General features: G+C 60.8%; 22 protein-coding genes. 18 read left to right on the top strand and 4 right to left on the bottom strand.

The window, feature by feature from the left end; translation table 11 throughout:
* Positions 1-17: 17 nt before the first annotated feature.
* The 10 genes from MJ643_RS16055 (at position 18) to MJ643_RS16100 (ending at position 13192) form a co-directional block, all read left to right on the top strand.
* Positions 18-338 (top strand): hypothetical protein, encoded by a 321-nt coding sequence (locus MJ643_RS16055; RefSeq protein WP_247726896.1) that lies wholly within the window; start codon positions 18-20, stop codon positions 336-338.
* Positions 325-1722: a hypothetical protein gene (locus MJ643_RS16060; protein ID WP_247726897.1), complete on the top strand. Its 1398-nt coding sequence runs from the start codon at positions 325-327 to the stop codon at positions 1720-1722. The genes MJ643_RS16055 and MJ643_RS16060 overlap by 14 nt, the downstream gene beginning before the upstream one ends.
* Positions 1722-2327, top strand: a complete 606-nt coding sequence (locus MJ643_RS16065) for a hypothetical protein (RefSeq protein WP_247726898.1) — start codon at positions 1722-1724, stop codon at positions 2325-2327. Before MJ643_RS16060 ends, MJ643_RS16065 begins: the two co-directional genes overlap by 1 nt.
* Before the next feature lie 83 nt (positions 2328-2410).
* The gene (locus MJ643_RS16070; protein WP_247726899.1) at positions 2411-8311 is read left to right on the top strand and encodes a tail fiber protein; all 5901 of its coding nucleotides are present in this window, start codon (positions 2411-2413) and stop codon (positions 8309-8311) included.
* Positions 8312-8321: 10 nt separating this feature from the next.
* Complete coding sequence (locus tag MJ643_RS16075; RefSeq protein WP_247726900.1) at positions 8322-9116, top strand: tail fiber assembly protein; 795 nt, start codon at positions 8322-8324, stop codon at positions 9114-9116.
* 51 nt (positions 9117-9167) lie between these two features.
* The gene (locus MJ643_RS16080; RefSeq protein ID WP_247726901.1) at positions 9168-9938 is read left to right on the top strand and encodes a hypothetical protein; all 771 of its coding nucleotides are present in this window, start codon (positions 9168-9170) and stop codon (positions 9936-9938) included.
* Positions 9935-10834 carry a hypothetical protein gene (locus tag MJ643_RS16085; RefSeq protein WP_247726902.1) on the top strand — a complete coding sequence of 300 codons (900 nt, stop codon included), beginning with the start codon at positions 9935-9937 and terminating at the stop codon, positions 10832-10834. Before MJ643_RS16080 ends, MJ643_RS16085 begins: the two co-directional genes overlap by 4 nt.
* Positions 10824-11288, top strand: a complete 465-nt coding sequence (locus tag MJ643_RS16090; RefSeq protein WP_247726903.1) for a hypothetical protein — start codon at positions 10824-10826, stop codon at positions 11286-11288. Before MJ643_RS16085 ends, MJ643_RS16090 begins: the two co-directional genes overlap by 11 nt.
* 8 nt (positions 11289-11296) lie before the next feature.
* Positions 11297-11560, top strand: a complete 264-nt coding sequence (locus tag MJ643_RS16095) for a PAAR domain-containing protein (RefSeq protein ID WP_247726904.1) — start codon at positions 11297-11299, stop codon at positions 11558-11560.
* A gap of 72 nt (positions 11561-11632) precedes the next feature.
* Positions 11633-13192, top strand: coding sequence for a hypothetical protein (locus tag MJ643_RS16100; RefSeq protein ID WP_247726905.1), 1560 nt, complete (start codon positions 11633-11635; stop codon positions 13190-13192).
* On the opposite strand, the gene MJ643_RS16105 is transcribed toward MJ643_RS16100, so the two are convergent.
* The gene (locus MJ643_RS16105) at positions 13189-13563 is read right to left on the bottom strand and encodes a hypothetical protein (RefSeq protein ID WP_247726906.1); all 375 of its coding nucleotides are present in this window, start codon (positions 13561-13563) and stop codon (positions 13189-13191) included. The two genes, MJ643_RS16100 and MJ643_RS16105, sit on opposite strands and share 4 nt — an antisense overlap.
* Positions 13564-13765: 202 nt before the next feature.
* Here MJ643_RS16105 and MJ643_RS16110 point away from each other — a divergent pair, with 202 nt between their 5' ends.
* The 4 genes from MJ643_RS16110 (at position 13766) to MJ643_RS16125 (ending at position 18421) form a co-directional block, all read left to right on the top strand.
* Positions 13766-13987: a hypothetical protein gene (locus MJ643_RS16110; protein WP_247726907.1), complete on the top strand. Its 222-nt coding sequence runs from the start codon at positions 13766-13768 to the stop codon at positions 13985-13987.
* A 209-nt stretch (positions 13988-14196) separates the two neighbouring features.
* Positions 14197-14895: a ParA family partition ATPase gene (parA, locus tag MJ643_RS16115; protein ID WP_282103250.1), complete on the top strand. Its 699-nt coding sequence runs from the start codon at positions 14197-14199 to the stop codon at positions 14893-14895.
* A 93-nt stretch (positions 14896-14988) separates the two neighbouring features.
* A complete protein-coding gene (locus MJ643_RS16120) occupies positions 14989-15216 on the top strand; it encodes a hypothetical protein (RefSeq protein WP_247726908.1) in 228 nt (75 codons plus the stop codon).
* Positions 15217-15343: 127 nt separating this feature from the next.
* Positions 15344-18421: a hypothetical protein gene (locus tag MJ643_RS16125; protein WP_247726909.1), complete on the top strand. Its 3078-nt coding sequence runs from the start codon at positions 15344-15346 to the stop codon at positions 18419-18421.
* A gap of 54 nt (positions 18422-18475) precedes the next feature.
* Here the strand turns inward: MJ643_RS16125 and MJ643_RS16130 are convergent, their stop codons facing one another.
* The 3 genes from MJ643_RS16130 to MJ643_RS16140 all read right to left on the bottom strand — a co-directional run bounded on the left by MJ643_RS16130 (position 18476) and on the right by MJ643_RS16140 (position 19735).
* The gene (locus tag MJ643_RS16130; RefSeq protein WP_247726910.1) at positions 18476-18784 is read right to left on the bottom strand and encodes a Txe/YoeB family addiction module toxin; all 309 of its coding nucleotides are present in this window, start codon (positions 18782-18784) and stop codon (positions 18476-18478) included.
* Positions 18753-19034 (bottom strand): type II toxin-antitoxin system prevent-host-death family antitoxin, encoded by a 282-nt coding sequence (locus tag MJ643_RS16135; protein WP_247726911.1) that lies wholly within the window; start codon positions 19032-19034, stop codon positions 18753-18755. Before MJ643_RS16135 ends, MJ643_RS16130 begins: the two co-directional genes overlap by 32 nt.
* A gap of 434 nt (positions 19035-19468) precedes the next feature.
* A complete protein-coding gene (locus MJ643_RS16140) occupies positions 19469-19735 on the bottom strand; it encodes a hypothetical protein (RefSeq protein WP_247726912.1) in 267 nt (88 codons plus the stop codon).
* Positions 19736-20047: 312 nt separating this feature from the next.
* Between MJ643_RS16140 and MJ643_RS16145 the strand changes: the two genes are divergently transcribed.
* The 4 genes from MJ643_RS16145 (at position 20048) to MJ643_RS16160 (ending at position 25865) form a co-directional block, all read left to right on the top strand.
* Positions 20048-20743 carry a hypothetical protein gene (locus tag MJ643_RS16145; RefSeq protein WP_247726913.1) on the top strand — a complete coding sequence of 232 codons (696 nt, stop codon included), beginning with the start codon at positions 20048-20050 and terminating at the stop codon, positions 20741-20743.
* Positions 20744-20801: 58 nt separating this feature from the next.
* Positions 20802-21155, top strand: coding sequence for a hypothetical protein (locus tag MJ643_RS16150; RefSeq protein WP_247726914.1), 354 nt, complete (start codon positions 20802-20804; stop codon positions 21153-21155).
* Positions 21156-21244: 89 nt separating this feature from the next.
* Positions 21245-23578 carry an LPD1 domain-containing protein gene (locus MJ643_RS16155; protein WP_247726915.1) on the top strand — a complete coding sequence of 778 codons (2334 nt, stop codon included), beginning with the start codon at positions 21245-21247 and terminating at the stop codon, positions 23576-23578.
* The gene (locus MJ643_RS16160) at positions 23571-25865 is read left to right on the top strand and encodes a hypothetical protein (RefSeq protein WP_247726916.1); all 2295 of its coding nucleotides are present in this window, start codon (positions 23571-23573) and stop codon (positions 25863-25865) included. Before MJ643_RS16155 ends, MJ643_RS16160 begins: the two co-directional genes overlap by 8 nt.
* Positions 25866-25915: the final 50 nt, after the last annotated feature.

A 25915-nucleotide genomic window follows, 5' to 3' on the forward strand; every position in this document is an offset into this window, starting at 1 on the left:
TTTGTGACCGGTGACCCATGGCCAATGATGCATACAACGTGGACCTGCTCTTTCGGATGATCTCCCACTGGGTGAACACCAAGCCCTATGCCTACCTGGGCTCTTCCTACGGCGCCCCCTTGGAAGAAATGCTGCAGAAACCCCTCAGCTCCCCGATCGCGGACGCTTTCCTGGCCAAGATGCGAACCGATATCCCCGTGCTGGCCGCGCTGCCGGCGGGCGTGGTGAGCATGTACGCGGAAAACAACGGCATCGATCGCAAGTTCATCTACATCAGCATCGATGGTTCCGCTGTGAGCCTGTCGGACATGGAGGACGTGACCCGTGGCAGTTACTAAAGACCAGTTTATGCAGGACGCGGTCAACGAGATCGCAACTTTCCCGACGATCTCGGCTCGGTACCAGATCGGTGACCCGCTGATTCTGCAGGGCATCCAGGCCATCGCTGCCCAGCTGGCGCACCTGAGTCAGCAGATCGATGTGACCGGCGCCGAGCCCTGGACCAAGGCACGTGACGTGACAGTGCGCGCTGACGCCGCTGTGAAGGGCATTCTGCCGTTTGGCACGCCGTGCATCGGCAAGATCAAGGTCACAAACGGCACTGATCAGACCATGCGTGTAGGCGCCGGCCGCAGCCTGATGGATGCGCAGGGGCGCTTCTGGGTGGTGACGGGTGGCGCCACGGTGCTGGCCGGTGAAGTCAGCTACCTGACGGCCAAGCAGGTGCGCGCTCGCTCTTTCACGCACCAGGTGAACGCGGTGCGCTCCTTCTACACCGTGGACGTGACTGACCCGGATATCGGCTACATCGCTGATATTCGTGTGGATGGCTTTGAGCGCAGCAATGACTTCGCCAACATCCTCCCGGGTGACAAGGTCTACAACGTCAAGTCGGACGAATACAGTGCCCTGAGCCTGCAATTCGGCATGACAACGGCCGGCTACGTGCCACAGATCGGCGAAGTACTGACTGTGTCGATCGATGACACCGAAGGCAACCTGACACTGAGCGTGGGCATGAGCTTTGCCTTCGAGTACAACGAACTGACCACCAGCAACATCGAATCCAAGATGGTCCTGGAGCTGGCCGAGGTGCTGCAGCAGGGCGCCGACCCCATGGACATAGCCACCATGCGCGAAGTCTGCTCCTACCCGGCCATCTACGACGAGAGCGCCGTATTCGGTTCGAATTTCGACTTCCTGGTGCGCAAGAAGGTCGTGCCGCTGACCTTCCTCAGTATCTGGAACGAGCGCCGCGAGGAGCAGGTGCGCGGGCCAAACGTGAAGAACATGAACACCCTGTTCGTGGCCGCGCTCAAGGACGGTACTACCCAGGACGTGCTACATGCAGAAATCGAGCAGCACATCCATCGGGCCGACGACAGCTACCGGATCCAGCGGGTGACCGTGGTAGAGAAGGTGGTGGGTGTGACCCTCACCCTGTACATCACATCGGTCTACGACGGCGAGGCAGTCAAGGAGGAAGTTCGCACCAGGATGCTCAAGGCCTACGGTCGCGATTCGGCCTGGGCCAAGCGGGGCGAGGCCAAGATGCTGGAGAAGGACATTTACAAAGACCTCGGTGACAACGTGGCTGCTCTAAGTCCCCGGGTTGGCAACCTGATCATCAGTAACAACACTGCTGGCGCTGCCGAGAAGCCGGAGCAGTTCCGCTACATCACCGCTGCAAGCCTGATCCTGAACGTTGTGGAGGCTGACTGATGAATCTGACGCCTCTGGTAAAGAGCGCCCAAGCCGATGAAGTTGAAGCGGAGTTCAAGCAGCTGTTCCTGAGGTTGTATCAGCAGCGGGTGGCGCCGAGCGTCAACGCCATCAACCTGTACGGTATGCCCATGCTGGGGGAAACGGCGCTCCTGGAGCGCTACATTTCCAGTGACGGCCTGGCGGTGCTACGCACGACCACTGTGGACCAAGTCCGCCACCTGTTCCACGCCTGGCGCTACAACAACCCACAGCGCGGCACGGCCTTCCTCAAGGCCTACCTGAACGCCCTGTTCGGGCCCGTGTACACCGTTTCCCAGCTGTGGTGCCCCATCAACGGCAACTACCCGGCTGACGCCATCAGCGAGGAGGAAATGGAGGACATTGGTGCCAACAAGGCGAATTACTTCCTGACCAGCCGGCTGCGCGTGGACATCGAAACGCAGGTCGTCCCCGAGCGCATCCTGCGCGCCTCCCTTTCGGCCGTCGCAGCCCGATTCGTGCTCGAGCTGCGCACTGCCAAACGCTTGAGTTTCAACTACAAGGTGGCCGCGCCAGCGCGCATGGTGATTACTTGCAGGGCCACTGGCTCGACCGCTCGTTGATTACGCAAAAAGCGCGCAAACCCCCGGAAATTCGGGGGTTTTTGGGTCCGTAGCATTCCCCAGATCAAGTATCTGGGGGTTCTATGTACGATCCGTTGATCATCAATCCAGCGATGACGCTGGGAGGCAAGCAGGCTGCCTTCGCTGCCAGCGCGAATGGCATGACGCTGAAGCTGACGCATGTGCAGTTCGGTACCGGGATGTACGATCCCAAGGGTACTGAAACGGCCCTGAAAACGCCGGTGGGCAGCAGAATCACGCTGGCTGGTGGTGCCCGTCCCACGCAGTACCAGATCCGCATGCTCGCCGCCTGGCGCGAAGACCTCGGCGGCGAAACGCCCATCACCGAGATCGGCTACTACGCCGGTAATGTGCTGGCATTCATCTGGTCCAATGAGGACGGTGAAGCCGCGTTCATCAAGACCGACGGCGTGCCGGCGGTGCTGTTCTCGGACATCGGCTTCGAGTCGGTGCCGGCCGGCAGCGTCGACATCACCGTAGACCCCGCCGAGCAGGTCGCCCTGGCTGCCCTGGCTGCCCACGAGTCGGCCAGCAACGCGCACCCCCAATACGTCGAGCACGCGCTGTTCCCTGACGCCCAGGCCGACATGTGGATGACGGTCACCGGCTCGGCTAACGCCCTGGTGCTCACTCCGCCGATCGACGTGAAGGTACCGGCCTACAAAACCGGCCAGGCCTTCCGCTTCAAAGCCGCCTATTCCAGCACCGGCCCGGTTTCAGCCAATATCGCCGGCCTGGGCGCCAAGTCCGTAGTCAAAACCGGCGGGACCGTGCTGGCGCCGGGCGACCTGCGCGTGGGCGCCATCTACGACTTGATTTACGACGGCGCCCGCTTCCAGCTGGCCGGCGGCGTGGGTGGCGGCCAGTTCTATGTTGAATGGCCGACCGTGGCCACCGCCAACCAGACCAAGTTCAACGGCGCCTATACCCCCGGCAGTGAAATGGTGTTCGTCAACGGCACCAAACTGGCCAAGGACAAGTACACCGCGACTGATGGGCAGACCTTCACGCTGACCACCGCCGTGGCTGCCGGCACCCTGGTCACCATGGTGGCCTACAGCACCTTCGCGGTGGCTGACACCTACTCCAAGGCCGAGTACCAGTCGTTTGTGGCGACCCTTGACCAGGCGCAGAACAAGGCAACCACGGTCGTCGATCGCTGGATGAACCCCAATCTGGTTCATGCCGCCATCACGGCCCGGGTACAGCCGACACTGTACGACACCACTGCAGGAAGCCTGCTGGTACCGGGCTCGTTCGGTATCGGCGCTACCAAACTCAATGCCACGGGCAGCATCGACAACCTAACCGCCAGTGGCACCTATGGGTGGGGCGCTGCAACCACGGGCCGGCCAGTCGATGGCGAGGCCGGTGAAGTCATTCACATGACTGGCGACACGGCTGCCTTTGCTACGCAACTGGTCACCAGTCATACCAGCAAGCGCGCATGGCTCCGTCGCAAGAACAACAACACCTGGGCAACTGTCGAGCTGTTTACTTCCGACAACCAGCTTCGCATCGGCACAACGGCCGAAACTGCCCGCGCCGCGCTAGAGCTGGGTAACGCCGCTCTCGCAACGCTGACCACGAACAACCGCGATAGCACCATCGGTCGCGTACTGCGAGTAGGTGATTTTGGCCTTGGCAGTACTGATCTGACAGACCTGCAGCTCGATCTGGACACGCTGACGGCCACCGGTTTCTACCTGGTCACTTCTAGCTCGACCAACATGCCGCTATCCAGCGCCACCGGCATGGTCATTGTGATGACCAACGCCAGCAAATGGACGCAGCAGATCTTCATGCCGCAAAGCTCCACCCGCATGTTCCAGCGTGCCAGCAACAACGGGGCGTGGTCGGCATGGACTGAGGTTTGGAACGGCAACAACCTGGAAAAAACCACCAGCACTTCGGACTCCACTGTCGGCCGTATGCTGAAGGTTGGGGACTACGGCATTGGCTCGAAAGTGCTGATGACCAACAACCTAATCACCAACATCGATGACGTGACCCTGCCGAACGGCATGTACGCGGTCAGCAATACGACAACCGGCACCAAGCCGTCGACCTACGGCATTTTGATGCACGAAGGGCGCAACAACGTCGCAAGCACGCTTGGCCGCGTTGCGCAGACGTTCATCGATGTGGACCAGCCCAATAACCCACGCATCTTCCACCGTGTTTACATCAGCGCCAGCGACACCTGGGGCGCCTGGTATGAAGACTGGCACACCGGCAACCTGATCAAGACCACGTCAAACACTGACACAACGGCCGGCCGCATGGTCAAGGTAGGCGACTACGGCCTGGGCTCCCAGCTGTCGGTCACTGACGCCAACGATGCAGTCATTTCAGGCTTCTACCGCCTGGACAGTACTTACAAAAACAGCCCAGCAGTTGGTAAGGCTGTCTGGATCTTGGTGCAGGCCTACAACTCCAACGTGCTGCAGTATGCCTCCCTGGCCGGCACCGCCACGTCTGAAATGTGGATCCGCAAAAAGGTAGCAGGGACGAATGCTTGGACCGCGTGGGCTGAGCTGGCCAAGGTTGGTGACTACGGTTTGGGCGCCATCACCATGCCGGCTATCACCAGCATTGATGACCAGACGCTCGGGAACGGTTGGTACGCGGTCTCCGCGGGCACCACGGGCACAAAGCCTCTCAACGCCGCCATCGCAGGTGTGCTGCACGTCAGCGGGCGTAACAACTTCGCAGGGACCGGAGGCCGGGTAGCACAGACTTTCTACGCCACCGACGGCGCGCCACGAGTGTGGAACCGGACCTATACGGGTACCGCCGCGGACTCGGTATGGTCCGCCTGGGTCGAATCCTGGCATTCGGGCAACCTGGTCAAGACCGAAGCCGTGGATGACAACACCGTGGGCCGTATGCTCAAGGTTGGAGACTTCGGGATCGGCGCAATGTCGGTATCCCTGGGTACGAATAGCGTCGACTCCATCGTCGCTGGCGGTATCTACCATGCGACCAAGGGAACTACGCCTGGCACCTGGCCGAGCGGCGCCACGACCTGCGACTTGACCTTGCCGGTGATCATTCATGCGGCCGCGAACACTTCAGCTTCCCAAAGCCAGTTGCTAATCGATCGTGACTCGAACACCTTCTACTACCGAGGTCGCGCATCCAGTGCCTGGAAGCCCTGGACCAAGGTTGCAACCCCGGCTGACATTACTGCCGCTCTGGCTGCTGTCGGCTTCGGCCTGACAGGTGCAGCGAATGCGATCCCGGGAAATGCAAACCTCAACGATTACACCACCTCAGGTTCTTATGGGCAGGTGCAGAACGCCCAGGCGAGCCTGGCTCAGAACTATCCAGTGGCCAAGGCCGGGACGCTGTTCGTGCAGAACGGTGGTTCGACTATCACTACGCAGCTCTACCAGGAATATGATAGCGGCCGTGTCTGGAACCGAGCGCGCTACAACAGCACCTGGTCCGCGTGGTCCATGTGCTGGGATACCGACACGCTGGTAAAAACTACCACAGCAACGGACTCGACCCCCGGCCGTATGCTGAAAGTGGGTGACTATGGCCTGGGTGGCCAGGTTTCGGTGACCGATGCCAATGATGCGTTGCTGTCCGGCTTCTACCGGCTGAACAGCACCTACAAAAACAGCCCGGTTGCAGGCAAGGCGGCATGGATACTGGTGCAGGCCTACGACAACAGCGTGATTCAGTACGCAGCTGTGGCAGGCGTCACCACCGCGGACATGTGGGTTCGCAAGAAGCTCGGCACCAGCGGTGTGTGGGGTGCCTGGTCGGAGCTGGTGAAGGTTGGCGACTTCGGTCTGGGCGCGACGTACATGCCCTACACGCCAAACCTGGACGATCAGACCCTTGCGAATGGCTGGTACGCGTTCTCCTCGTCTGTATTGGGGGCCAAACCCGCTGATGTTTCGTATGGCGTGCTGCTTGTCAGCGGCCGCAACAACATTGCCGGCAACGGTGGCCGGGTATCGCAGACGATTTTCACCACTGAAGGGGCTGCGCCTCGGATCTGGAACCGAATCTATTACGGGACCCTCTCGAATACCGAGTGGTCCGAGTGGGTTGAGTCCTGGACGACTGGGAACCTTGTAAAGACATCCAGCGACCTCGATACGACCGCCGGCCGCATGTTGAAAGTGGGAGATTACGGTCTAGGCACGATGGTTGCGCCCAAGACGGTAATCAACAGCAATGCGGAGTGGGGTAAACCTGCTGGCTGGTCTGGGTTCATTGATATCGCCGCGTCGAAGGCCAAAGGCGCTACTGTTCCCCTAACGCTCACTGGGGCGACACCTACTTACGGCATGTGGCAGATCGTCGGCCGTCGTGACTCCAACAGTGGCTATACCGGCATCTTCACTGATTATGCCTCCGGGCGGTTGTGGCTCGGCTATGCCATGGTGGGCGCCGATGGCCCAACGTTTAAAGAGCTTTTCAGCGAAGTCAGTGTGAGCGCCTTCGCCCAGACCCTGCTCGATGACACGACACAGGCCGCGGCGCAGAACACGCTTGGGATTCCTGCGCTCATCAACACCCTGGTCTATGGCATCACCACCAAGGACATTTCTGGCAACGCCAACATCACGTTGACCGCTACGGAGGCCGCCGCGGGCATTCTGTGGTTTACCGGGGCGCTTACCGGCAACGTTGATGTAATCGTGCCGACCGGGCAGAACAAGTGGACCGTCTACAACCGGACCACCGGCAACTATACGCTGCGCCTCAAAACGGCCAGCGGGGTCGGGCAGTACGTCCCGCAAGGGAAACAGGCCGATATCATCAATGGTGGGACGAACCTCTATTTCGGGGCTAACGCGTTCCCTGATGCGAGATTTACCGGGGAATTGACGGTCGCCGATACGAAGGGCATTCGCCTGATTGATTCAAACGCGAAATACGGCACGATCTGGCGCAATGACGGTGGGTATTTGTACTTGCTGCTGACGGAGGCGAATGACGCTGAAGGCCCCTGGAGCACCAAACGACCGTTTACCCTCAACCTGACCACCGGTCTGCTCGCCTTCAATGAGGGTGCGACCGTAGGTTCCCCAGCTGCACGCGATAACTCAAGCCGAATCCCCGGTACGTCCTGGGTGCAAGCTGAAATCGAGTACAACACTCGTCGATACACCAACGTGGGTATCGGCGCGTCCGGGAATATCACCTTGACGGCCGCTGACGCAGGCCGCTGGCTCAACATGACTGGCGTGGGCTCTACAGCGACTCTGCCGGCTAGCAGTTCGATTGGTAATGGTCTGGTTTATCAGATTCGAAACCAGTCCTCTGGCGTGGTCAAGGTGACGCACTCGGGGGGCAACATCCAACAAGAGACCGGTAACAACAGCGGAACGCTCAACCTGCAGTACAACGAATGGGTTGAGCTGACCAGCAGTGCTTCGTCTTATTGGATCACCGGCCGGGGCAAGTTGGAAGAAGCCGCTACTGTTAGCCAACTGGGGGACCGGGTAGGCGAAATCGCATTCTTTGCGGGTGAAACCGTGCCTGATGGTTTCCTCAAGCGAAACGGCGCGGCGGTATCCCGAACCGCTTACAAGGCACTGTTCAACAAGATCGGTACCAAGTTTGGGGTTGGCGACGGATCTACCACCTTCAATTTACCTGATGATCGCGGGTTGTTCATTCGGGGTTTCTCCGACGGCTCTGATATCGACCCGGGCCGTGTATTTGGCTCGATCCAGACCGATCAGAACGCCAGCCACACCCACACCGGTACTGCCGCGACTGGCGGCGCCCACAGCCACACCATGACATTCCCGCGAGACTTGGTTGATGGTTCTCTTTCGAACGATGCGGTGTTTGGCGACCAGATCGAAGAAGGCACCCAGACTATGTCCACCAGCACCGCGGGCAGCCATACCCACACCCTGAATATCAACACTGCTGGTGGTGATGAAGCTCGACCAATCAACCGGGCATACCTGCCCTGCATTAAGTACTGAGGAGATAATCATGTCCGTTGAACAAGTCACCACTCAACCCGAGCCGAAATGGTGGAGTGAGCCTGGCGTGGTGGCACCTCAGGTGAGCAACTACAGCCCATATACCCGGGAGTTCAAGGGGGTATCTGTCGCTGATCCAAGCCCCATGGAGCCTGGCGTTTGGTTGATTCCGGGTCTGTCGGTGATAGGGGTAGCGCCTGAAGCGTCCCCTGGGCACGTCATGGTCCTGGATGCGGATGGTCGTACCTGGTACGAGGTGGAAGATCACCGCGGCAAAACGGTTTACAGCGTTGAGACGCAGGATCCATTCGTCTGGGAGGCGCTTGGAGCCATCCCAGAAACCCACACCCTGCTGGCGCCAGAGGGCCAGTTCAAGGAGTGGGACGGTGACGAGTGGGTCGATGACGAAGCGGCCAAAGCTGCAGCTCTTGCCGCGAACGCCGTCTACAAGCAGCGCCTTCTCACCCAGCTCGCTAATGAGAACATCACTCGACTGAATACGGCAGTCCGTCTGGATATGGCCACAGACGCGGAGATCGAGGCTCTGCATGACTGGGAGGTCTACCTGGTGCTGCTGGGGCGCCTGAGTCCTTCGAAGGCCCTGCCAACCGCAAGCGACTGGCCAGAGCCGCCGATCGGCGATGCAGCCGGTGCCTGGCTGGCCAGCATGCATTTTGAGGAGATCGAGCAGCCTGCGGCGGCAGTCGAGATCCTGGAACCAGTTGAGAGCGCCATAAGCACCGAAAGCACCGAAGTGCTAGAAATCACCAATAGCACTAAAAGCACTAATCGCACTGCCAAGTAAGGCTGCGCTCACAACCCGCGCCAGCCCAGTGCTGGCGCATGCGAGGACACTATGGCGCAAGAACTCAACGGCAGTTTCGACCAGCTGGCCGCCGCCTGGGGGCAGTACATGAACCGCTGGTTCAATGAGCTGTACGCCAACACCAAGGCCGTCGAGCTGTACCGGGCCAAGCCCTTCAGCCAGGCGGTAATGTGGGCTCCCTCCCGCATGATTGATGCCGCGGAAGATATGCTGGCCGCCTACCGAAAGAACGTGAACGGCCCTGACGGGGCGAACTCAATGTTCCCCATGGTGCTGATGGCGGTAGACACCAACTATCTCGGTACCGGGGCCGACTTCGGCGGCGACCATATTTCCCGGCGACTGCTGCAGATCGAGGAGGGCGGTTCCTGGTACGGCTACCAGCACTCCATGCTCGACCAGCGCCTGCAGGTGGTGGTGTTTGCCAGCGAAGGCGCATCGGCCAAGAGCCTGTGCGCCCAGCTTTCGGCGTTCATCAAGCGCCCGAGCAACCGCTACTTGTCGGCCACCTACAAGTTCGGTCAGTACAGCATCCCGGCGCCGATCACCCTGGAAACCAACCGCATCGACTGGATGGAGGTGAAAACCAGCTTCAAGAACATGAAGATCCTGGCGGCCGACTTCATCCTCAAGTGCACCATGCCGCACTTGGATGCCCCGGGCGAGGGTGACCCGAACGACGGCAGCACCAACAATCCGCCTGGCTATCCGCTGGTGCAAGAGATCGAGATCAATGACAACGCCGCCCAGGTGCGCAGCACCGGTACCGAGTCTGGAGTTACCTGGGGCAAGCCGGAATGAACGTCTTCCTGCGTGAAGGTGGGGACATGATCCCCACCGACGTTGTGGTGGCGTGGCGCAACCGGTCAGACCTGGCCCCGGTACCGCGGACCCTGGAATTCACCGTGAAGCTCATCGATGGCGTCGAGGCGAAGGTCAAAGAGGGCGCTTCAGTCTGGGGCGGCCGCGAGAACCTGCAGTACCTGATCGTTAAAACAGACCGATCGCAGCCGCTGGGCCAGGTGCAAGGTGCCAATCAGCAGCAATCCATGAAGGTGACGGCCCTGCTGCACAGCTGTGCAAGCATCGCCAGCGCCAGGCCGATGGCTGTGGTGCAGGAGAACACGACGTTCGGCGCGGCCTACCGGGCGTGTGGGGCGTATGCCCAAATAGACAACGACTTCGTCGTGCCGCGCTTCTCCTGCTTCAAGGGCAAGATCCCCAGCTACCCACTGGTACAGGTGCTGCAGGAGGAGGGCGCTGCCCTAGTGATGCGTGGCGGCCGGATCGGCGCGATGCGCCTGGCAGACATGGCCAAGCAACTGCCGGTAGACAACATCGGCCAGATCGACAGTTCCGCCATGATCGCCAGCGAATATCTGCAGCTCCAGGATGTGCCCATGTTCTACAGCACCAACGCTGAGGCATCGCTGGTGCAGGGGCCAAGCAACCAGGTGCGAACGGTGGAGTTTCGGCCCAGGACGGATGTGCGGCGCCTGCGCAACGCGTCCAGTGTCCTTGTGCGCAGCAAGACTGTCGACAGCACCATCTGCCAGCAGATCCTGGCCGGTGATGTGCTGCAGGTGGCAGGCGAGAACTTGATTGTGATCACCGCCCTGCACGCTTTTGAGAACCTGGAAGGCGCCCAGGAAAGCCGTAGTCGCCTTTGGCTGGGGAGGCTCGTAAATGCCGTCTGACCGATATCCCGCAATCATTCGCAGCGTGGACCGAAATGCCCGGGAAGTGCGCGTCGAAGTTCCACCCTTCACCGACGGTGCCGACGTGCTGCCTCTAGCCGAAATTGAGTACCCCATTGGGGATGACTCGAAGGACACCGAGATCCGGCTGGTGGAGGGGCTGCCGATTTGGGTGGCGTTCGTTGCAGGCGACCCGCGTTATCCGATCATCACCGGTTACCGTAACCCGAACACTGGCAATGAAGTCGGCTGGCGCCGGTGGAACCATGACAACATCGAGTGGAACGCCGACGCAGTGGTTAACATCAATGCCGGTACCACCGTCAACATCAACGCCGAAACGATCAACCTGAACGCCACCAAGGCGATCAACCTGGTAGCGGGCAATTCTAGCATCAAGATCACCCTGGCTCAGATCGCCCAGATTGCGGCCATCATCAAACTCAACGGATAGGAGGCGCAATGCCTGGTGCAGCGCGTGTAGGAATCGACAAGGCCGGCGACGTGATTACTGGCAACCTGGCACCCACGGTGCTGATCAACGGGGCGCCGGTGGCGGTGAAGGGCGCCGCAGTCACACCGCACGGCATCGCACCCCACGCGGCGCCGACCATGGACGGGGCGAGCGCCACCGTGTTCGCCAATGGGCTGCCCATCTGCCGGGCCGGTGATGCGGCGAGCTGTGGCCACACTGCTACTGGCTCCCCTAACGTCCTGGTTGGATAGGCGCAAACGCCCCGCCAGCAGGCCGCCGGCAATACCGCACAATTGCCCCATACCTACACCATGGGGGCATCCATGCCGGCTACAAACCCTCTCGACTTCTCCAGCGCCGCCAGCGCGGCTACGGCGCTGAAGAAGGTCAAACAACTGATGATCCGTGCGGGCCAGGCAGTGGCCGGTACCGAGTTCATCGACAAGCCCAAGCGCACCAATGGCATCACCTACCGCGAAGCGGTGGTGACCTTGGCCAGCGGCCAGTTGGTCACCCTGCGCGTAACCGCCACCGGCGATATCTTCCAGGTACTGCTCAACTCCTCCTTGGTGCCGATCAAGGCGCACGATGACACTGCCAAGGCCGTGGCTGAGATCGCTGTCCTGGCTGAGAAGAACCAAGCCGCCTTCCAGAAGGCCCAGGCGCGTAAGGCGATCGCCCTGCCACCGGGCATGACCACGCCGGCGCCGAAGATGGCCGCGGTACTTACCGAGCGCGTGGCCCAGCTCGATACCTGGATTGCCGAACGGCGCGCCACTGTGGCCGACCTGCAGCAGCAGCTGGGCTCCATGACCGACAGCACCGATGGCGCGCCAGAGCTTGGCGAATGGGAGCGCGACGTGCTCCGGGCACTGGGTAAGAAGGGCTACTTAGAAGACGGCCAGGTATCGAGCAAGGACGCCCGAGACGTTCTAGTGAGCCTGGGCTATGTTGATCGCTATGTGGAGGACATGCCCGAAGACCAGCGTGATAACGTACTGACCGACAAAGGGCGCGAGGCCCTGGCCATGCTGGACAGCGTGCCGGCGCCAGCCATGGCTGCAGGCCCTGAGCCTATGTCCTGGCTGGGCTTTAAGCTGGTTAATCAGGCCTACGTCGACCAGCTGGGCCCGATCGAGCTGCCGTCGCGCTTCCAGATCGGCGCCGACGTGTTCCTGGGGCTTAGCCAGGACGGCGACAAAATGGACATTGCGGCCAAGGTCATCGGCGCCAGCATGCGCGCGGCCAAAGTGCATTACACCCTTGCGGTACCGACTGAGCCCGCGGGTGATCAGCCCATGTATGCGGTGTTGCATGACGTGGATTCGGTATGGGTGGCCACCGCTGAGGATCTGCTCGATAGTTCCCGGCCAGCGTTGCTGGTGGAATCGCTCGATGTCTTCAAAGAACCGCAACCAGAATGGCCTGCCATGTCGCTGGCGGCCGCCTACGTGGATGCGCGCGACCTCCTGGCCGCTGATCCGGCCATGCTCGACAGCGCGACCAACGCTGAGGCAGTGGCGGTGCTGCGCATTGCGCTGGATATGATGGAGACGAACTACCCGATCAACTTCGAGGCAGGCAATTTTGACCAGGCGTGCCTGCAGAAGCGCAATGCTGACGCCTATCGCCGGGCGATCGCCATGCTGGACAGCGCCAGCGCGGCGCTCACTGAGGCTGGCCTGGAGCAGCTGGTGGCGATTGCCGTGGTGGCCGCAGCCGAGGACGGCGATATCAAGAGCCAGGAGGCGCTGGCCGAGTTGCTAGGCCTTGGCCTGGTGGAAGCCACTGATGGGCTGTACATCGTCACCGCGAAGGGGAACAGCGCCCTGGAGGATGCCGGATACGACGTATACGGCGAGCCCTTCGCGGCCAATGACTAGAACGACATGATGTCGTAGAGCTTGGCCATACGGGCCGACAGATCTGCGGTGGCGGTAATGGCGTGCTGGCGATCAACGAAGTGCACGATCGCCAGCACGGCCATTTGGGCGTTGTCGATGTTCTGGTCCAGGCGGTACTGCTGGCCCTTCTCGTCGATGCCGTCAGTTTCGATCCTGGGGGTGAACCTCGTGGCTTTTTCGGAGAATGCGAGCAGGCCTTGCCCGACCATTTCCTTGTAGGAACGGACCGCATCGCTCAGGTGCTCCTCCTTGAACAGCGAGTCATAGGCCTGAAGCCTTAGATTGGTGACGAAGGCCATGCCTTCTTGGCGTGAGTACTTCGCTTCCTCGATCTGCTTGATAATCGCCACCGTGCCGTCCGGGGCCCTTGTAGCTGCGATAGTCACGGCCTCTGCATCGCGGTCCCCATACCCACCAATCGTGCACAAGATCTTCAAACGAGCGCTCCACTGCTTTTATTACTAAAAATAGTAATATTATGTTGTTTATTGGTTTTCGTGGTGGTACTTTGGAATCTCCAACCTTCAGCCAGAAGACACAAAGGAATCCACCATGACGAATGCAAATGTTACGGGCCGCATCAACCGCAATGGCGTCATTGCTTTGCTCGCCGGCATCGCGCTGGCGGTCGGTTTCGGTACCGCCGGCAGCAGCGACTACGACCAAGCTGTTTCGGATGCGTCGATGCGCAAGGTGATGGCCGAGCAGGGGCTGTGGCCCACTACCGTCGACGGAGAAATGGTTGCCTCGGCAGAGGGGCATAGCACTCGGTAACGACCTCATGCGCCCAGAGAACCCCGCAAATGCGGGGTTTTCTTTTACTCATTAAAACGCCTTGGTGCTTTTAATGTCAAAGGCGCCTAAGTGCTTTCGATGCTTGTAGTGCTTTTAACGCCTTGGTGCTTATAGCGCTATTGATTGATGCATCGAACCCGCTACACTGCCCCCACATTCAAGCCAGATACACTGTTTTAGGGGGTTCTATGTCCAAGACTCAGCAAGCTGCACCGCGTATGGCGCCGTTCGAGCACAATGTGATTTACGCGATACTCAACCAGAAGGGCGGAGCCGGTAAGACCACCACTTCGATCGGCCTCGGTGAGGCGATGGCGCTCGATGGACTGGATGTTGTTGTGGTCGATTCTGATCCCCAGGGCAGTGCCCGGGACTACGAAGCCATGGCGCTGCATCATGAGAAGCCGCTGGCCGTGCGTGTAGTCGGTGTGGACCGCCCAGTCCTGGACAAGTCAGTGCCTCCAATGAAAGAGCAGTTCCGCATCATCGACGGTGCCTCGAAGGCCAATGAACTGACCATGAGTGCCATCAAGGCGGCCGACATCGTCATCATCCCGGTACAGCCGTCCCCGCTGGATATGTGGGGCACCAGTGACCTGGTAGACATGATCAAGATGAACATGGAAGCTCGCGACGGTGGGCCTCGTCCCCTCAAGGCGTATTTCCTGGTAACCCAGGCGAAGGATGGCACCATTCTGGACGGCCTGGCAGATGAGGGGCTGTCGGGGTATGGTTTCCCAGTCCTGAAAACACGACTCCACGACCTTGAGGACTACAAGAAATGCGCCCTGGACGGGCGAACCCCAATGACCGCCTTCCCGCGCGGTGATGCTGCGGCTGAGCTTCGCGCACTTAAGGATGAGATCCTGGAAATCTCCAAGCGCTAAGGTGCTCAAGGCGCCTATGGCACTTGGGCGCCTAAGTGTCTATGATGGGGAAAGGCGGCTGTGCCGCAGAATTCCGTAAAGATCAGGTGACGCATGTCCAACAAACCCACCCTCGTTGCAGGCCGGCCTAGCGCCAAGCTCTCGCCAGAAGATGCCAAGCCCGTCGAAAAAGACAACGGCGTTGAGCGCATCAATGTGCATTTCACTGCCAAGAACGCCCGCAAGATCCGCCTGTACGCAGCTGCCAAAGGCATGCGTGGCCCATCCGAGGCGCTGAACAAGATGGTTGAGGCCCTGGAGTTCGATGTGAGCATCGACTGATTGGCCAGCAACCCAGAAGGGCGCCCGCGTGGCGCCTTTTTTGTGGGCGCGATTCACGGAAAACCCCAGCAAATCCTGGACTGTGCGGGCGATATCGTAGGCGCTTTGAACAGGAGCGCTATCGGCCATGGCTGACACGTTTGCAAATATCCAGGCTGCCGCCCACTCGGGAGCCTTCGGCGCCGGCTCCAAGGCCAGCCCCACCCCTGCCCAGATCCGCGCTGGCAACTATGCCAAGGGCAGCACCCGCCTGCATGGCATGCAGATAACCATTGAAACCCCAATGTTTCAGCCGCGCCGCGGCAAGCAGGATGGTGTGCCCTGGTCGGTGCTGTGCATGGCCCACTACGGCTACATCAACGGCACCAAGGGCGCCGATGGGGATGCAGTCGACATCTTCGTGGGTCCGGTACCGGAAAGCCTCCTGGTATTCGTCATCAACCAGGTGAACCGTGACGGCGCCTTCGACGAGCACAAGGTAATGCTGGGCTTTGCCGACGAACAATCGGCCCGCGATGCGTACATGAACAGCTACGAGAAAGGCTGGACCGGCCTTGGCAGCCTGACGGCCTGCACCATCAAGCAGTTCAAGTTCTGGCTGAAGAACGGCGACATGAGCACCCCGCTTGAGCCTGTGGACCTGTGGAAGAAGGACGAGGAGTTGAGCATGACCGATGTATATGTGAGCTGGGGCGCCGGCCAGCAGCCCGTCGGCCTGACCCTGGGCGATGCGCTGTACCAGCTGCGCGCCCAGGACCCTGAAGGCCTGCTGATGGACAGCGTGACCATGGCCGATCTCAATGAGCACCTGGCCAGCACCACAGGTGCCGACGGCGCCATGCTCGATGCTATGGTGGTCGAGTACCAGCAGATGGAGCGCAAGGCGAACCAGTTCCTGAAGGTCATGCAGATGGCCGCTGACCAGGTGAAACCGGTGAGTGTGGAGGTATCCAAGCCCTTCAAGAACCGCGGTACCACCCAGGTGGCCATGCTGTTTGTGATGGATGACGGGCAGACCGTGTCCGTGTTCTTCCACAACCCGGACAGCACCCCCAACAAGCTGACCCCCACCGACGAGCTGGTGAGCTGGAAGTGGGTGCTCAACAAGAAGGACATCACCATAACCGTGGCGCCGGAACGTGGCCAGGATCTCAACCCGCGGGAAGTATCCCGCCGCATCATGAAGTTCGTGCAGAAGAACAGCGCCAAGTTCGCCCAGGCCAACGCGAACAAGGCCGAGAACGACGCGAAGCTGGACCAGTTAAAGGCCGACGAGGCCAGTAAAACCACCGAACTGGCCGCCCTCGATAAGCAGATCGAGGAGCTGACCGCCGAGCTGGCGGCGAAGAAAGCCGCGCCAGCGCCAAGCGAACCGGCTGCGGCACCAGCGGCAGCCAAGCGCCCATACCATGAGTGGGAAGGCGACGTGCTTGATGAACTGGCCGCGCTCCTGGAGATCGGCCGCAGTGACGCCGACGGCATTGCCATGACCCAGGAGACGCTGATGCAGCAGCTGCACGCCGACGGTAAGACGCCTGAGGAAGCCGCGGCCGCGATCAAGGCAGCGACTGCCGTAGAGCCAACCACCCCGGAAGAGGAGGAAATGCTGGCGGCTCACCAGAAAGAGCTGGCCGAGGCGGCTGCACAGGCAGCGGCCGATGCTGAGTTAGCGCTGGAGAAGGAAGATACCGGCGAAATCACCCCAGAAGGCCGCGAGAACGTCGTGAAGACGGCCAAGGGCAACAAGGTGGCCACTGGCTTCAAGATCATCGATGCCAGCAAGCTGGTGATCAGCCACGAAGCCGATGGTACCGTGAACCCGGACTACCCGGCCGAGATCCAGCCGCGTGACCGCGCCCGGAGCACTTCCCAGGCCTGGGTCCAGAAGACGGCCCGCAGCCTTGACCCGGACAGCTTGGGGCGCACCCAGCGTGCTGACACCGGCGCCCCGATCGTGGGCCCAGACCGCGTGGTCGAGTCGGGCAACGGCCGGGCAATGGCGATCCGTGAGGCCTATCGCCTCGGGCAGGCCGGCGAGTACCGTGAGTGGCTGGAGGAGAACGCGGAATACTTCGGCGTTGACCTGGCCAAGATCAAGCGCCTGAAGGCCCCTGTCCTAATCCGTGTGCGCACCAGCGCGATCGACCGTGTGGCGTTTGCTGTGGAGGCCAATCAGGACGACAAGCTGGCGATGACTGCCACCGAGAAGGCTCGCAGCGATGCCCGGCGCCTGGACACGGCGATGCTGGCCAAGCTGGTCGAGGGCGACCTGAGCAGTGCGGCGAACCGTGACTTTGTCGCAGCCTTCCTGCAGTCCCTGGGCGAGGCTGAATCGGCGCAGTACCTGACCACCGACGGCAAACCGACCAGTAGCCTGCTGAGCCGCCTGCAGGCCGCCCTGTTCGCTGGCGCCTACTCCGATGATCGCCTCCTGGAGTTGACCGCCGACGTGGCTAAGCCCGAGATTGCTAACATCGTGGCGGCACTCAACAGTGCTGCTCCAGACTTCATGCGAGCCAAGAGCCTGGACCGCGTGGGCGCTGAGATCGCCGGCGGCCAGGTGACCGATTCCGTTGAGCTTTCGTTGAACCAGGAAGCGGTAAACGCGATCATCGCCGCCACCAACGTGCTGCGCCAGGCCAAGGACTCGGGCATGGGTCTGGATGAATTCCTGCGCCAGGGCGATATGTTCGGCGGTACCGACCCCGCCGTGGCTGCAATGGCCGTGTTCATCCAGGCGAATAACCGCAGCGCCAAGCGCATGGGGACTGCCTTCAAGGCCATGGCCCAGTTCGTGGAGAGCGAGAACGCCCGCAAGCAGACTGCAGGCCTGTTTGGTGATGAGTCCGCCAGCTTCACCGATATCGTGGCCGCGGCGAACCGCAAGCTTGAGCAGGAGTATGGTGAGGGCTTGTTTGCGATCGAGCAGGGCGATATGTTCGCTCCACCGCCAGCAGCGCCCGCCGCTGAGCCTTCCCCAGAACCCGCCCCGGAGCCAGACGTGGACGACCAGTTGAAGAAAGCTAAAGCCTACCTTGACAGCCTTATTGCCGGCGATGCCGATCTGGGGGCGCCTGACCTGGTACTGGCGCGGCTGGAAGAGATCTATGCGCAGTTTGGCGAGGGTGAACTGAAGGACCTGTTCGAAGAGGCTTCGAACGCCTTCCGCGATTACGCCCTGAAGGTCACGGCCGACGCGCTGTGATTTGCGTCAGATAGAGACAACAAAGCCCGCTTTTGCGGGCTTTTCTGTTAGGGCTCAGTCGTAATGGTACCGGCACGAAATGATGGTGAGGGTGCCGTCTTCGTAGAAGTAGACCAGGCGATGTTCCCTGTCGATCCGACGCGACCAGTAGCCAGTCAAGTCGCCTTTCAGCGGCTCGGGGCGGCCAAGGCCCGTAAACGGAGTGCGCAGAATTTCCTTGATCAGGAGGTCGATCTGCTGGTGCTTCTGGACGTCATTCTCGCTCCAATGCTGGTATTCATCCCACCCATGAGGGAGAAACGCTACCGATACTTCTTCGCGAGCTGCGGTTTTATTCTTCTGCTTCTTGTTCTGCTGTGACATTAAGGGGAATCCTCTTGGTAACGGCTTTCCCGGCTTTATGCAGAGCAATGGATTCGCGTAGACGTTTGGCGTTCTCCCCTGACCCAAGTAGGTACAGAGTTTCTTCCATCGACTTGTAGTCCTCCAGCGAGAGGATGACCACATGGTCGCCACGTTGGCGGGTGATGAGGGCGGGTTCGTGATCCCGACACACATCGTCCAGTGCCTGCTTTAGGCCGGCACGAGCCTGACTAAATGTAAGTACGTTCATAAAGTTTCCTTCCTGGTTTCCCAGGCTCTACTCCCGAGTTCCGTAGTGCGGCGTTGGGGAGAGGGTTCTGCCTACTCGGCATCTATAGACCAGCCAGTGCACCAGATAACTTCTGGTGCAGAGGGTTATCCCTGATCATGTCCACTATTGTACAGGAAATTGTACAAATGTCAATACCAGACTCAGGTTAAATTGGTTACGTCAACATATAAATCACAAATTCCGCAATTTATTTCAGTGCAATAGCACTTAGGTGATTAAGGCGCCTTAGTGCTTTACAGCATAAAAGTGCCTGTATAGGATTCACTGGCTATTCCGACATTTCAGCCAGAGATATCGCAATGACCCACGGTAATCCGTTCTGCCCCAATTTCGATTCCTCCCCCTGCCAACGCTGTGCATCGACCGGTAAGCGGCCCTCTCCTAGTACTGGCTTAGTCCGGCCCTGCTTTACTTGTTCGGGTACCGGTCAGGCGCTGACCCGTCGCGGTCGACAGGCCAGAGACTTCATGCGCGGTCGGCTGCTGACGCCTGCGCACGCCATAAATGCTGGCGACAAGATCTGGTTCTGTACTGAGCTGCGTAAGGACTTCGGACAGGTAGTAAGCATTGAGCGGGTCGACCACTTCCTTGTCCTCACCGGTCAGCGCCTCGATGGCCAGTCCGTTACCGTTCGGCTTCGCGATACGGACCAGGTGCAATGGGCCCATACACCTGATGAGCTGCTGCAGATCCGTGCAGAGGTTGAGTCCTATCAAGCCAGCCTCACCCAGACAGGCTATCCCCGAAAGCAGCGGGGCAAGCTGGCCGCCTGATTGTTCAAGGCGCCTTCAGGTTTAAGGCGCTATAAGCATCAAAGCGCCTTAGATCCTAATAGCTTCTTTGTGCTAAAGGCTACTTCAGCACTAAGGCGCGTTTACGCCTAATCCGTAAATGGTGCAAACCCCCGAATTTCGGGGGTTTTGTGCTGCCCGATAATCCGCCTATCAGTCATTCAATCAGGGAGCGCGGCTATGTCCGACCAGAAAGAACGAAGCGTTGAAGGCGTCCTGCAGGAAATGCAGCGAGTGGGCGAGGCGGTCGATATTGCGCGCCGCGTGGTGGTCGTGGGTGCCGGGCACCGATCGATGTTGGCAGCCGAGCTGGGCAGCAAGCTGGCCCATCTCGGGCTGAAGGTCGAGCTGGTCGAGCCGACCGTCGTCGTGCCTTTCGCGCAGGAAGAGGCGAAGGGCAGCCTGTACAAGTCGTTCGCTGATGTTCTGGCGTGTCCGTCCCTGGCTCACTTGTTTAGTGACGAGGGCCTGGCGCCGGGTCAGAGCGCTCTGGAACAGGGAATTGATCCGGGGGTGGTGCAATTGCTACAGGCCGCGCCACCGGAGCCCGAACCGGATCCGCTGTCGCTCGATCCTGAACCTGTCGTGGATCTTGTTCCTGCACCTGCACCTGCACCTGCACCTGCGCCAGTGCCGGAAATTCCTTACCGCGAGGTCCTGATGGGCTACCCGGAGACATGGCAGGAAGGCGATCTGTTCGAGGATCACGCGCGCTACACGCTGCCGCACAAGATCCGTAAGTGGGTACTGGAGTCGTTTGATGCGGAAAACGTGACTCTGCGTAGCCCCAATTGCAGTTCTTCCGACCTGATCAGCCTGGAGATTTTCCAGAAGCGCTACGTCTTCCACTCCAGGCCGCAAAGTGCCGCCGAATAAGCCCGGCGACCCGATCGACAATGCGCACCTCAATCAATCAGCCAGAAGGCATCAAGCAATGACTAAACAATTCGTCACCATCCCGCAGATCATCACCGCGCGGGAGCAGGAGCAAGGTGGCCAGGCCGGCTACAGCGTCAAATCGGCTGATGGCAGTATCGTATGGAAGGCCAAGGAGGCATTCGAGGCTGAAACCATCGAGCTGGGTCACATCGGGCACATGCCGCCATACCAGCAGCGCGTTCTGGGCGAGCGGGCTCAGCTGGCGGTCAACAACACCGCCCTGAAAGCCTTCACCCAGTCCGAGGCCTTCAACGCGGTCTCCGAGCCAGAGCAGGCGCGTATGCTCCTGCAGGTCGATGCCCAGGGCGTCCTTCATGACGTGCTGATGGAGCGCATCGGCGCCTTCTGACGGTACCCCGCGGGGCGGAAACCGCCCCGGTTTAGGCCATTTCCGGCACCTCAAAATATCGGCTTGCACTTCCATAGCAGGCCGAGGAAATGGCACTAAACCCCATCGAAAAAGCCCGGCTCAGCGCCAGGCTGCTGACTCTCCGCGAGCAGTTGCAAAGCGGAACCCTCCCTAACATCCAAATCGTTCGCGTCACCGCCGAGGCCCTGGACATCTTCCAGCGGCTGGGCGGAAAGCTGTCGGCTGCCCAGGAATCGCCAGCGGCGGCCGATCCCGAGCAGGCCGCCGAGCTGGAGGCCCAGGACGGGCTCAGCGACGACCCCAACAGCGTCAACTACCGCTACAAGGACACCGGCTATATCTCCGGCAGCCGCAAGGAGCTGGCCGCGGCGGCGATCAAGTCCGCCCGGGACTCCGGCCAGATGCTGCGCGTCACCGACATCGACTTCAAAGCGATCGAGGAGAACCCGCGCCAGGCGCGCGAGCTGATCAAGAAGTCCAACCTGTTCGGTCAGGTCGACTGGGAGGGCCTGCAGGCCGGTGGCATGACGCCCCAGGCCGGCTACCTGGTAGACCGTGTCTATGCCGCTGTGGCGGTGATGCCGAGCGAGGACAACCCCGAAGCACGCAAGGCCTACGCCCTGGGCATCGAGACGCTGCGCACGCGTCTGGAGCAGGCCAAGACCGTCGACGACGTTACCGGCACGATGAAAGAGATTGCCGGCGAACTGCTGGGCACCCGCCTGAACGCTGAAGAGTCGGCCCGTTACACCGAACTGGCGGCGCAGGGGCGTGACCTGTCCGAGCGCCGCCGGACCATCGAAAGCGCCAACACCGAGCTGCAGAACGCGATGTACGAGGCCGGCACCGCGAGGAGCAAGGCCCAGCATGCATACGACAACCGCATCAAGCGCGGATGGAAGATCGAGCCCGAACACGAGAAGGCCGTAGCCGACGCCACCGCAGCCTATGAGCAGGCGAACAAGGCCTGGGGGGCAGAGCTGGCGGCCACCAAGGATGAAATCAGCAGCCTGCGCGAGCAGTACAACGACGTGTGGCAAGAGCAGCAGGCCATCAGCGATGCCGCGAAGGCACGCAACCTGAAGAGCCCCGAGGCGCAGGCGTGGGCCGCCCTGGGCGAGCGCTTCGTGAAGGCGACCATGTACCGCAAGCTGCGCGGGGGATCGGACAGCTTCGCCGGCCATGTGGCCAACGCCAAGGCCGGGCAGCCGCCCAACTGGGGCTGGACCGTCAAGGAAAAGGCCAAGCCGGTCAAGCGCGCCAGCAAGAAGCGGATCACCTTTACCCTGAAGGTGGTAGAGCAGTTCGAGCGCGTGGGCGGCCGGCCGGTGGCAGTGGCATCGACTCGAGACTTGGAGCGCCTGTGCGGGTTCAGGGCTGTGCAATCCGGCAACTGGGTGCTCGATGACTTCGTGAGCGCCAAATGGCACGTCGAGCAGAGCGCGGGCGCCATGATGGACATGGCCGACGTGCTCGGCATCGATGAGGAGCACCTGGGCTTTGGCGGGCGCCTGGCGATGGCGTTCGGCGCGCGCGGTACCGGCGGCAAGGGCGCTGCCCGGGCGCACTACGAGCCCGTAGAGCGCGTCATCAACATGACGAAAATGAACGGCGGCGGCTCTCTGGGCCACGAGGTGTTTCATGCCATCGACAACATCCTGCCCAGCCTGCTGCGCGGCGAAGAGGGCGCCAAGGACGAGTGGAGCACCAGCAATCCTGACTTGATGCCGGCCGGCGCCATTCGCACTGCGCTGTACGACCTGCAGGATGCGCTGTCCACCGGCGCCGTGCGCCTGACCGAAACCATCAAGATCAGCCCCAACGCCCGTGCCTCGGCCAAGTTCAACCTGGACGGCCGCGAGAACTTGCGTGGCGTGGCGCTGGCGATCAAGCAAGCCGGCAGTGTTGACCGGGCTGTGATCGCCGTGGACGAAACCTTTGGCGAGCCCAAGGCCAAGAGCATCCAGAAGCAGAAGGCTCAGTGGCGTGCTCTCGCAGCGGCTTATTACGCCCCAGACGACGCCACCGAGGTGACCGCAGCCACTGGCATTGCCGTTTCGGACTTCTACCGCGAAGCCATGAACCTGGACGACGGCGTGGCCGACAAGTACTGGTCGCAGCCGTTTGAAATGGCTGCCCGTGCGTTCCAGGCCTACCTAGAGGATCGGCTGGCCGAGCAAGGCCGCAAGAACGATTACCTCAGCTGCTTGGCCGACAACAAACACCACTACTTCCCCGAGCTGGATATGCCTTTCAAGCCCTACCCAGAGGGCGAGGAGCGCGTGCGCATCAACGCCGCGTTCGACCAGCTATTCAAGGCCCTGCGCGATGAGAAGGCATTCGAGAAGGCCATGTCTCAGACCGCGCTGCTAGACGCCATTTTTGGGGTGACCAATGACTGACCTAAGCACCAAAAGCACTATTGCGCCTATAGCGCTGTCGCGCCTTAGTGCTGAATTACTCTCTATCCGAGAGACGCTTGCGGCGAATGATGTTGGCGCCCTGGAGCGGGTGCGCCTGGCAGCGAGAGGCCTGCAGATTCGCGCCCTTCTGGGCGCCGCGGCGCCGGCCGCTGCCGAAATCGCTCTTTCCGGTACCGAGTTCGGGGGGTTCCCGGACACGCCGGAGGGCAAGAAAGACTTACGCGCCGCTGCCAGAGCCTACTTGGAAGGCATGCGTGGGCAGATGGTCGACTGCCCAGTCCTGGGCGGCAAAGTCGAGATCCGCCAGCGAGGCATCAAAGAAACGATGGCCTTCAGCGGCAACCCTAAAAAGCTGAAATTGCTGCATGCGGTACCGCAGATTATCAGTCAGGCGACGGTGGCGGAGCGTAGCGAGAACCACAAGCGGGACAAGAAAACCACGGTGGAGGCGTATTTCTACCTGAGAGCGACAGTATCGCTCGCTGGTGAGCCAATTGCGGTGCGGGTGGTGGTGGAGCGGGATTTGAGCGGTCAGCTGTATTACGACTTGCTGGTGGACCCACCAAAAGAAAAGGCGATGCTGGATGCAAGCGAATGTTCCCCTGATCACAATTCAGGGCATTCGCTCGAATTCAGTATCGCCACAGTCAGTGTAGAACATAGCGGCGCCGGTGTCATGCTCGATGATGCTGGCCAAATGGTACTGAACCTGTTCCTGGAAGGCGAGGAGCAGGAGCCACCGGTGCCGGTACCGGACATCATCGAGTACACGACCAAGAAAACCGGCAAGGTGCTGCGCGGCATCATCCGCACCGACCTGACCCTGGACCAGGCCAAGGCGATTGATCCCTATACCTGGAAGATGAACGGCGGCTACTTTATTCGCGAGAAGTACCTGGCCGGCGATACTGGCCACATCCAGGCAGCGCCAGCACCTGTGGTGCTGACTGCTGAGCAGCAGGCTGAAGCCCTGGCCACCGCCCAGCGCCAGGCTGAAGAGCGCGCCAAGGCGGCCCTGGCCAGCCAGGTGGAGAAACTGCGCCAGGTGGCAAACAAGGCTGTTGGCGATGCAGACGATAGCCTAGGGGCCGATCGCAAGACCAACACGGCCAAACGAGCGCGAGAGGCTGGCTACGCGATAGAAAAGGCCGCAGCTAACAAGGCTGCAGGGCACACGCTCAACAACATCGCTGATGCGATTGAGATCGGTGCCGCCGGCTCCTTGAGCAAACTCACCAGTCGGGCCCAGCTCGATCAGCTGCAGCGCGTCATGGGAGCAGCCCAATATGAATCTGACCGGTCGCTGACTTACTCCGAGCAGCAGCGGCGGAAAGGTCGGCCATTTGACGACAACGACCTGCGCAACGTGAAATTCCCGCGGCCGCAGTCCTGGGGCAACCGTTTTTCCAACGCGGCCGAGACAATGGCCAAGAAGGCGCCGACCGGAAACAGCCGGTTGATCGCCGCCCTGAAGAAACTTGGTACCCAGAGAGGAGAGCGTTTCCACCTGCGGCCTGAGGACATTGCGATCACTCGCAAAGCCGCTGCTGTCCTGAAGCAGGTTGGCGAAACCTGGGACCTGAAAGACCCCATGGAGGCAATTGCCGCGGCCGACAGGCTGGAGCGTATGGGTATCACTGACTCGAGTTCGCTGCAGGCTGCAGTGCGCGAGCTGGTACCGATGATGGCGCAGAAGGTCAAGGAAGACCCGGTGAGGGTGGCCGAACGGGCAATCATTGGCCAGAAGGTCGGCATCGACTTCTTCCCAACGCCTGCGCACGTTGCCCAGCGCATGGCCCGCCTGGCGCACATCCGGGAAGGTATGCGCGTGCTGGAGCCGAGCGCCGGCAACGGGAACCTGGCCGATGCGGCTAAGGCTGAAGGTGGTGTGGTCGACGTGATCGAGATCGCGGGCCCCCTGCGCGACATCCTCACCGCCAAGGGCTACAACGTGGTCGCCCACGACTTCGACGGTTTCACGCCCGACGAGAAGTACCAGGCCATCCTGATGAACCCGCCATTCAGCAACCGGCAGGATGCCGCGCACATCATGCGGGCCTTCGACATGCTCGCCGGTGGCGGGACCCTGGTGGCGATCGCCGGTGAAGGCGTGTTCTTCGGACAGGACAAGAAGGCCGCAGCCTTCCGGGACTGGCTCGATGCCCACGGCGCCGAGGTGGAGCAGCTGGAGGGCGGCACGTTCCAGGACAACGCACTGCTGGCGCAAACCAGCGCAAACGCGCGATTGATCGTACTACACAAGTAGCGAAAACCGTGCAAACCCCCTGAAAAACGGGGGTTTGCACGTCTTTACCA

The sequence above is a fragment of the Pseudomonas sp. PNPG3 genome, assembly GCF_023093815.1.
Taxonomy (GTDB): domain Bacteria; phylum Pseudomonadota; class Gammaproteobacteria; order Pseudomonadales; family Pseudomonadaceae; genus Aquipseudomonas; species Aquipseudomonas asiatica.

Coding starts and splice junctions, on each gene's coding strand:
- MJ643_RS16100 (WP_247726905.1), top strand. CDS start 11,633: ATGCCGGCTACAAACCCTCTCGACTTCTCCAGCGCCGCCAGCGCGGCT.
- MJ643_RS16075 (WP_247726900.1), top strand. CDS start 8,322: ATGTCCGTTGAACAAGTCACCACTCAACCCGAGCCGAAATGGTGGAGT.
- MJ643_RS16130 (WP_247726910.1), bottom strand. CDS start 18,784: ATGTCACAGCAGAACAAGAAGCAGAAGAATAAAACCGCAGCTCGCGAA.
- MJ643_RS16150 (WP_247726914.1), top strand. CDS start 20,802: ATGACTAAACAATTCGTCACCATCCCGCAGATCATCACCGCGCGGGAG.
- MJ643_RS16090 (WP_247726903.1), top strand. CDS start 10,824: ATGCCGTCTGACCGATATCCCGCAATCATTCGCAGCGTGGACCGAAAT.
- MJ643_RS16055 (WP_247726896.1), top strand. CDS start 18: ATGGCCAATGATGCATACAACGTGGACCTGCTCTTTCGGATGATCTCC.
- MJ643_RS16155 (WP_247726915.1), top strand. CDS start 21,245: ATGGCACTAAACCCCATCGAAAAAGCCCGGCTCAGCGCCAGGCTGCTG.
- MJ643_RS16145 (WP_247726913.1), top strand. CDS start 20,048: ATGTCCGACCAGAAAGAACGAAGCGTTGAAGGCGTCCTGCAGGAAATG.
- MJ643_RS16135 (WP_247726911.1), bottom strand. CDS start 19,034: ATGAACGTACTTACATTTAGTCAGGCTCGTGCCGGCCTAAAGCAGGCA.
- MJ643_RS16070 (WP_247726899.1), top strand. CDS start 2,411: ATGTACGATCCGTTGATCATCAATCCAGCGATGACGCTGGGAGGCAAG.
- MJ643_RS16125 (WP_247726909.1), top strand. CDS start 15,344: ATGGCTGACACGTTTGCAAATATCCAGGCTGCCGCCCACTCGGGAGCC.
- MJ643_RS16080 (WP_247726901.1), top strand. CDS start 9,168: ATGGCGCAAGAACTCAACGGCAGTTTCGACCAGCTGGCCGCCGCCTGG.
- MJ643_RS16065 (WP_247726898.1), top strand. CDS start 1,722: ATGAATCTGACGCCTCTGGTAAAGAGCGCCCAAGCCGATGAAGTTGAA.
- parA (WP_282103250.1), top strand. CDS start 14,197: ATGTCCAAGACTCAGCAAGCTGCACCGCGTATGGCGCCGTTCGAGCAC.
- MJ643_RS16095 (WP_247726904.1), top strand. CDS start 11,297: ATGCCTGGTGCAGCGCGTGTAGGAATCGACAAGGCCGGCGACGTGATT.
- MJ643_RS16160 (WP_247726916.1), top strand. CDS start 23,571: ATGACTGACCTAAGCACCAAAAGCACTATTGCGCCTATAGCGCTGTCG.
- MJ643_RS16085 (WP_247726902.1), top strand. CDS start 9,935: ATGAACGTCTTCCTGCGTGAAGGTGGGGACATGATCCCCACCGACGTT.
- MJ643_RS16110 (WP_247726907.1), top strand. CDS start 13,766: ATGACGAATGCAAATGTTACGGGCCGCATCAACCGCAATGGCGTCATT.
- MJ643_RS16120 (WP_247726908.1), top strand. CDS start 14,989: ATGTCCAACAAACCCACCCTCGTTGCAGGCCGGCCTAGCGCCAAGCTC.